The 6,908-nt window shown below is 64.9% G+C and carries 7 protein-coding genes; 3 read left to right on the top strand and 4 right to left on the bottom strand.

Annotation, left to right across the window (positions count from 1 at the left end):
- Positions 1-162: 162 nt before the first annotated feature.
- Entirely contained in the window at positions 163-597 is a 435-nt protein-coding gene (gene rbfA, locus ACFWHR_RS03710; RefSeq protein WP_382446923.1) for a 30S ribosome-binding factor RbfA, read from the bottom strand.
- A gap of 103 nt (positions 598-700) precedes the next feature.
- Between rbfA and ACFWHR_RS03705 the strand changes: the two genes are divergently transcribed.
- From ACFWHR_RS03705 to ACFWHR_RS03695, 3 genes are all read left to right on the top strand, one after another.
- Complete coding sequence (locus ACFWHR_RS03705) at positions 701-1,549, top strand: DUF805 domain-containing protein (protein WP_382446922.1); 849 nt, start codon at positions 701-703, stop codon at positions 1,547-1,549.
- A 76-nt stretch (positions 1,550-1,625) separates the two neighbouring features.
- Positions 1,626-2,069, top strand: a complete 444-nt coding sequence (locus tag ACFWHR_RS03700) for a helix-turn-helix transcriptional regulator (RefSeq protein WP_382446921.1) — start codon at positions 1,626-1,628, stop codon at positions 2,067-2,069.
- A gap of 10 nt (positions 2,070-2,079) precedes the next feature.
- Positions 2,080-2,490, top strand: a complete 411-nt coding sequence (locus ACFWHR_RS03695; RefSeq protein WP_382446920.1) for a VOC family protein — start codon at positions 2,080-2,082, stop codon at positions 2,488-2,490.
- A gap of 82 nt (positions 2,491-2,572) precedes the next feature.
- Here ACFWHR_RS03695 and infB read toward each other — a convergent pair whose 3' ends face one another.
- From infB to nusA, 3 genes are all read right to left on the bottom strand, one after another.
- On the bottom strand, positions 2,573-5,365 hold the full coding sequence (infB, locus tag ACFWHR_RS03690) for a translation initiation factor IF-2 (protein WP_382446919.1): 2,793 nt from the start codon (positions 5,363-5,365) through the stop codon (positions 2,573-2,575).
- Between the two features lie 75 nt (positions 5,366-5,440).
- A complete protein-coding gene (locus ACFWHR_RS03685) occupies positions 5,441-5,698 on the bottom strand; it encodes a YlxR family protein (RefSeq protein ID WP_382446918.1) in 258 nt (85 codons plus the stop codon).
- Between the two features lie 121 nt (positions 5,699-5,819).
- Positions 5,820-6,815, bottom strand: coding sequence for a transcription termination factor NusA (gene nusA / locus ACFWHR_RS03680; protein WP_382446917.1), 996 nt, complete (start codon positions 6,813-6,815; stop codon positions 5,820-5,822).
- Positions 6,816-6,908: the final 93 nt, after the last annotated feature.

The raw sequence follows: 6,908 nt of genomic DNA, 5'->3' as shown, positions 1-6,908 counted from the left end.
ACCTGCCCCCCCGCGCGGCCCCCAAAAACCCCCCTTTTACTCGGGTTTTTTTGCGGTTTTTTCCGCCGCCTCTCGGTGGGCGCCGAGGGGGTCGGCGCCGGGAGGGGGTCGGCGCCGAGGGGGTGGGCGCCGACGGGCTCGGCGGCGGCGGGCGCCGGCGCGCTAGTCCGTTTCTTCGGCCTCGCGCGGCTTGACGTAGGGGTCTTCTTCGCCTGCGTACTGCGCACCAGAAGCAAGCGCTGCCGCTTCGTCGTCGCGCCGCTTCGCCTCTGCGAGCAACTCGTTCAGGTGCTGGGCGCTCTCAGGGAGCTCATCATGAATGAACTCGAGCACGGGGGTGAGGCGTGTTCCGAGCTGCTTTCCGACCTCGGTGCGCAGCATGCCGGTCGCCGCCTTCAGCGCCGCTGCGGTGTCGGCCTGTTCCTTCTCGTCGCCGTACACCGTGTAGAACACGCTCGCCTGCTGCAGGTCGCCGGTGACGCGCACGTCGGTGATTGTGACGAAGCCCAGGCGCGGATCCCGCAGCCCCTTCTCGAGACGCCTCGCGATGATCTGCTGGATGCGCTCGGCGACTTTTCCCGCCCGTGGATTACTCATGAGATCAGCCTACCGCTGCGACATTCCGGGTTGATGCACTGATATCCCTCTACGATGGAAGTCGTCACACGTACGCGACGATTACATCGAAGGAGGCGTCTCCATGACGTACCCGCCCACCCCCGAGAACCCGGCACAGCCCGAGGGTCAGAATCCGGAGCAGGGCCAGTCCGTTCCCGGCGCTCAGCCCGATGGTCAGCCTGCCGCACCGGCGCAGCCCGCACAGCCGGCGCAGCCCGAACAGCCGGCGCAGCCGAATTACGCTCCCCCGCAGTACCAGCAGCCGAGCTACCAGCAGCAGCCGCAGCCGCAGCAGCCGCAGCAGCCGCAGGCACCCTATGCCCCTCCGGCAGCCTCGCTCTACCCGAACCAGCCGCAGCCGCAGTACGCATCGGCACCGGCCTACGCGGCCGGCGTGACCGGTTACCCTGGCCCTGGCGAGCCCTTTAATGGCGCAAGCGACCCCGAAGACCTGAGCCGCCCGCTCTACGGCGCGACGTTCTCCCAGTCGATCCGTCGATTCTTCAAGAACTACGCGAACTTCAGCGGCCGCGCGTCGCGCAGCGAGTACTGGTGGATCGTGCTGTTCGCGTTCCTCGTGGAACTCATCCCGATGATCATCTACATCACCGGTGCCGTCATGCTTGCGAGTGCGAGCGCCTCCTCATACTCCTACGATGACAGCTACGGCGACGGCTACGGTTCGGCTTCCATGGCGCCCGCGGGCGGGGTTGGACTCGCGCTTGTCTTCATCGGACTCGGCCTCGTCTTCGTCCTGATGTTGGCGATGATTGTGCCGAGCCTCGCGATCGCGTGGCGTCGATTCCACGACGCGAACTTCGCGGGACCGTTCTATTTCCTGAGCTTCATTCCGTACGCGGGCCCGCTGGTCGTGCTCGTCTTTATGTTCCTGCCGCCGAGCCCGCTCGGCCGCCGTTTCGATCGCGTCTAGCGGTCACGCATCGTAGATGAGGCCCGCGCAGCTCAGTTGAGCGGCGCGGGCCTCTCTCATGTACGGAGGAGGATCGATGGCGAGCCAGGATCGGGCAGTTCAACGCATCCGCGACCTCGAACGGGTTCGCTGTGTTCGGGATCGCATCGACCGCGACTATGCGAAGCCACTCGACGTCGAGGCGCTCGCTCGCGGGGTCGGCTATTCGGCCGGTCACCTCAGCCGCGAGTTCCGCGCGGCCTACGGCGAATCGCCTTACAGCTACCTCATGACCCGCCGCATCGAGCGCGCAATGACGCTGCTGCGACGCGGGGATCTGAGTGTGACCGAGATCTGCTTCGCCGTCGGCTACGGCTCGCTCGGCACCTTCACGACGCGCTTCACAGAGGTGGTGGGCATGCCGCCCGGGCGGTATCGTCGCGAGGGCATTCCGCCGCTCACTGGGCTGCCCGGATTCATCACGATGCGCGCCACGAAACCGATCAGGAATCGAGAAGTACCGCCGCAATCGCAGGACTAACGTGGCACACATGAAGATCAACATTCACCACACATTCCTCCCCCACCTCGACCCCGAAGCTTCCGTTGCGTTTTACCGCGATGTGCTCGGATTCGAGGTTCGCAACGACGTCGGCTACGAGGCCATGCGCTGGGTCACCATCGGCCCCGCCGACCAGCCCGACACGTCGATTGTGCTCACGCCCCCGGCAGTCGACCCGGGCCTCACCGACGCCGAGCGACAGACCATCAACGAACTGATTGCAAAGGGCGCCTACGCCTCTGTCGTGTTCGCCACCGACGACCTTGATGCGCTATACGAACGCGTGGAGGCCTCCTCGGTCGAGGTCATCCAGGAGCCGATGGAGCAGGATTGGGGATCACGCGACTTCGCGTTTCGCGACCCCGCCGGCAACACGGTCCGTGTGCAGCAACTCGCCTAACACTCGCCGCACCCTGACAACGGCAATGGGCCGGTCAGCTCCGTGAGGAACTGACCGGCCCATTGCCGTACTGCGTGTTCGACTAGTCGCGCTGCTTCTCGACCATTTCAGTGGTCTCGATCTCGTCACCGATCTGGATGTCGTTGAACTTACCGAGGCCGATACCGGCTTCGTAGTCCGTCTTCACCTCGGTGACGTCGTCCTTGAAGCGACGCAGCGACTCGATGGCGAGGCCATCGGCGATGACGACGCCCTCGCGGATGACGCGGGCCTTCGCGTTACGCGTGATCGTACCGCTGCGCACGATGACACCGGCGATGTTGCCGATCTTGGAGGAGCGGAACACCTCGCGGATCTCGGCGACGCCCGACCGGACCTCTTCGTATTCCGGCTTGAGCATGCCCGTAAGCGATGCCTCAATGTCATCAAGCGCATTGTAGATGACGTTGTAGAACCGGATGTCGATGCCCTCGCGCGCTGCGCGCTCGCGAGCCTTGACGTCGGGGCGCACGTTGAAGCCGATGACGATCGCGTTGTCGATCGTGGCAAGATCCACGTCCGACTCGGTGATAGCGCCGACGCCGCGGTGCAGAATGCGGAGCTGGACCGAATCGTCCACCTCGATCTTCATGAGCGACTCCTCGAGCGCCTCAACGGCACCCGACACGTCACCCTTGATGATGAGGTTGAGCGACTCAACCTTGCCGTCCTCGAGCGCCTTTGTGAACTCTTCGAGGCTGATGCGCTTGCGTGCCTTGGCGAGCATCGCGTTGCGCTCAGCTGCCTCACGCTTCTCAGCGATCTGACGAGCGGTGCGATCTTCGGACGTCACGATGAAGTTGTCGCCCGCGCGCGGAACGCTCGAGAGACCCTGCACCTGAACCGGACGCGAGGGCAGAGCCTCGAGCACCGGATCGCCGTTTTCGTCGCTCATCGCACGTACGCGGCCGTAGGCGGTACCCGCCACGATCGCGTCGCCGACGCGCAGCGTACCCGACTGAATGAGCACGGTTGCAACCGAACCGCGACCCTTGTCGAGCTTCGCTTCGATCGCGACACCGCGTGCGTCCTTGTTGGGGTTCGCGCGCAGGTCGAGGCCCGCATCAGCCGTGAGCAGAACAGCGTCGAGCAGTTCGTTGATGCCGATGTTGTTCTTCGCAGAGACGTCGACGAACATGACGTCGCCGCCCCACTCTTCGGAGAGCAGACCGAACTCCGTGAGCTGCTGGCGAACCTTCTCGGGGTTCGCGCCGTCCTTATCGATCTTGTTGACCGCGACAACGATCGGCACGTTGGCCGACTGCGCGTGGTTCAACGCCTCGATGGTCTGCGGCATAATGCCGTCATCAGCCGCAACCACGAGGATCGCGATGTCGGTGACCTGGGCACCACGAGCACGCATGGCGGTAAACGCCTCGTGACCCGGGGTATCAATGAAGGTCAGCGCGCGCTCGATGCCGTCGTGCTCAGTGTGTACCTGGTACGCACCGATGTGCTGCGTGATGCCACCGGCCTCACCGCCACCGACGTCAGCCTTGCGGATGGCGTCGAGCAGTCGGGTCTTACCGTGATCGACGTGGCCCATAACGGTGACAACCGGCGGACGCGCCTGCAGCACGTCGTCGCCCTCGTCTTCGAGCTCGCCCTCGATGTCAATATCGAAGCCTTCGAGCAGCTCGCGATCTTCGTCTTCGGGGGAAACGACCTGGATCTTGTAACCCAGTTCGTCGCCGAGGATCTGGAACGTTGCCTCATCGAGGGACTCGGTCGCCGTCGCCATTTCACCGAGGTGGAAGAGCACGGTGATGAGGTTCGAGGCGTTGGTGTCGATCTTGTCGGCAAAGTCCGACAGCGACGCACCGCGACGCAGGCGAACCGGCGTCGAGCCATTGCCACGGGGTACGCTCACGCCGCCAAGCGACGGGGCCTCCCGCATTTCGAACTCTTGCCGCTTTGCCCGCTTCGACTTGCGTGCCTTGCTCTTGGAGCCGCCACGACCGAATGCACCAGCGGTGCCTGCGCCACGACCGCCACGGCCACGACCGGCAAAGCCACCGGCAGGGCGCGGAGCGCCGAAGCCGCCAGCGCCTGGAGCGCCACCGGTGCCGCCGGGACGGTTGAAGCCGCCTCCGCCGCCACCCGGACGACCGCCACCCGGGCGGCCGGGGCCACCTGGACGACCACCGGGGCCACCTGCGCCGCCACCCTGGGGGCGTGCAGCGGGACGAGGAATGTTCCCCGGGTTGGGGCGACCTGCGCCGCCGCCCGCACCTGCGCCAGCGCCGGGACGACCCATGCCCTGGTTCGGAGCGAACGGGTTGTTGCCCGGACGCGGGGGACGGGGGATGCCCATGCCCTGGCTCGAAGCAAAGGGGTTGTTGCCGGGGCGCGGGCCACCGGGCTTGGGGCCGCCAGGCTTTGAGCCGGAGCTCGGCTTGGCGTCAGCACCCTTGGCGTCAGCATTCTTTGCCGCAGCGGGCTTGGGCGCGCCGGGCTTGACGGAGTCAGCCTTCGGCTCGCTCGCCGGTGCAGCCTCAGCAGGCGCTGCGGCCGCCGGAGCTTCCTTGGCGGGCGCCTCGGCCGCGGGCGCCGGAGCAGCCGGTGCCGGGGTCTCGGGCTTAGGTGCCGGCTTCGGGCCGGGCTTGGGTGCGCCACCTGACTTCTTGGCGGCGGGCTTCGCAGCCGCATCGCCTTCGCCCTGGGGCTTGGTCACGCCGTCTGCCTCGAGGGCAGCCTTGACCTTGCGCGCCACCGGGGGCGCAATGCTTGACGAGGACGCCTTGACGAACTCGCCCATGTCTTTGAGCTTGGCCAGTACGACCTTGCTATCTACACCGATCTCCGCAGCGATCTCGTGTACGCGTGGGTTTGCCACATTTCTCCTGTCTGGGTTCACGCCAGACAGGCGAGAACCATTAATTAGCCGACGGGCTTCATCGTGAGCCGCTCATTAGTTGTCCATGAGTGTTTTCAGCCTGTTCTCTAAGGGACTCGTGTCGGGCTTCCCCGACACTCGCAGTGCCCGGAGGAGGATTCCTCTCGTCACTGCACGATCCAGACACTGATGCTTGGGATGTACCCAGGCGCCTCGCCCCGGCAGAACCGCGCGATCATCGACGACTAGTCGATCTTCGTGCAGCACCACTCGCAGCAATTCCGTGCGCGGCGCATGTTTGCGACACGCGACACAGGTCCGAACCGGAACCATCTTACCAGCTTCCCCACATTCAGCACTGCCGGTTGTGGCCCCGCTCTCAGGCAGGGCCACAACCGGTCACGGCTCCCCCAGCCGCCGCAGCGACGTGGAGCCGAATATTCGTGTTCGGCAGTTAGTCGTTCATGATCGAATCGGGCTGGATGTCGATCTTCGCGCCCGTCAACTTTGCAGCGAGGCGGGCGTTCTGCCCCTCCTTGCCAATGGCGAGCGAGAGCTGGAAATCGGGAACGAGCGCACGCACCTGCTTCAGCGATTCGTTCAGCATGAACACGTCGGTAACCTTTGCGGGCGACAGCGCGTTCGCGACAAATGCGGGCAGTTCAGGCGCGTAGTCAACGATGTCGATCTTCTCTTCGCCGAGCTCGCTCATGACAGCGCGCACGCGGCTGCCCATCTCGCCGATGCAGGTGCCCTTCGCATTGATCCCTGCCTGCTTTGCCCGCACAGCGACCTTGGTACGGTGACCGGCCTCGCGCGCAAGCGACACGATCTCGACGAGCCCCTCAGCGAGCTCTGGCACTTCCCGTTCGAAGAGCTTCCGCACGAGACCCGGGTGCGTGCGCGAGACGATGACCTGCGGGCCCTTGGTGCCCTTGGAGACGCTCGTCACATAGACGCGCAGTCGGGTACCGTGCGCGTAGCTTTCGCCCGGGATTTGCTCCTCTGGGGGCAGGATCGCCTCGAGTTCGCCGAGGTCAATGTGCACCATGCGCGGATTGGGTCCCTGCTGCACGACACCAGAAACGATCTGGCCTTCTTTGTCCTTGAAGTTGCCGAGAACCGCATCGTCGGTCAGATCGCGCAGGCGCTGGTTAATGACCTGCTTGGCCGCACTCGAGGCAACGCGGCCGAACTCGTCGGTCGTCACGAATGCTTCACCGATCACCTGACCGTCGTCATCGAGCTCGGGAATCAGCACCGAGATCTCGCCGGTCTTGCGATCAAGTGTGACGCGCACGTCGCTCTCGCGGGGCACGGGCAACTTCTGGTTCTCCGCGTGACGCAGGTACGCCGACTGGATTGCCTGCTCGATAATCTCGATCAGTTCGTCGAAGGGAATTTCCTTCTCACGCTCGAGCTGTCGCAGCGTGACGAGTTCGATCTTCACGAGTGGCCTCCTGGGGTATTGAAATGTCTATTCAGATATTGCCCGCGCGAGCGGGCGAACCACCAGGGTAACGCACCGAGCCGTTAGTCAAGC

This window comes from Leucobacter sp. NPDC058333 (genome assembly GCF_042726155.1).
Classification (GTDB): domain Bacteria; phylum Actinomycetota; class Actinomycetes; order Actinomycetales; family Microbacteriaceae; genus Leucobacter.
This window is presented reverse-complemented; position numbering and strand designations above follow the sequence as displayed.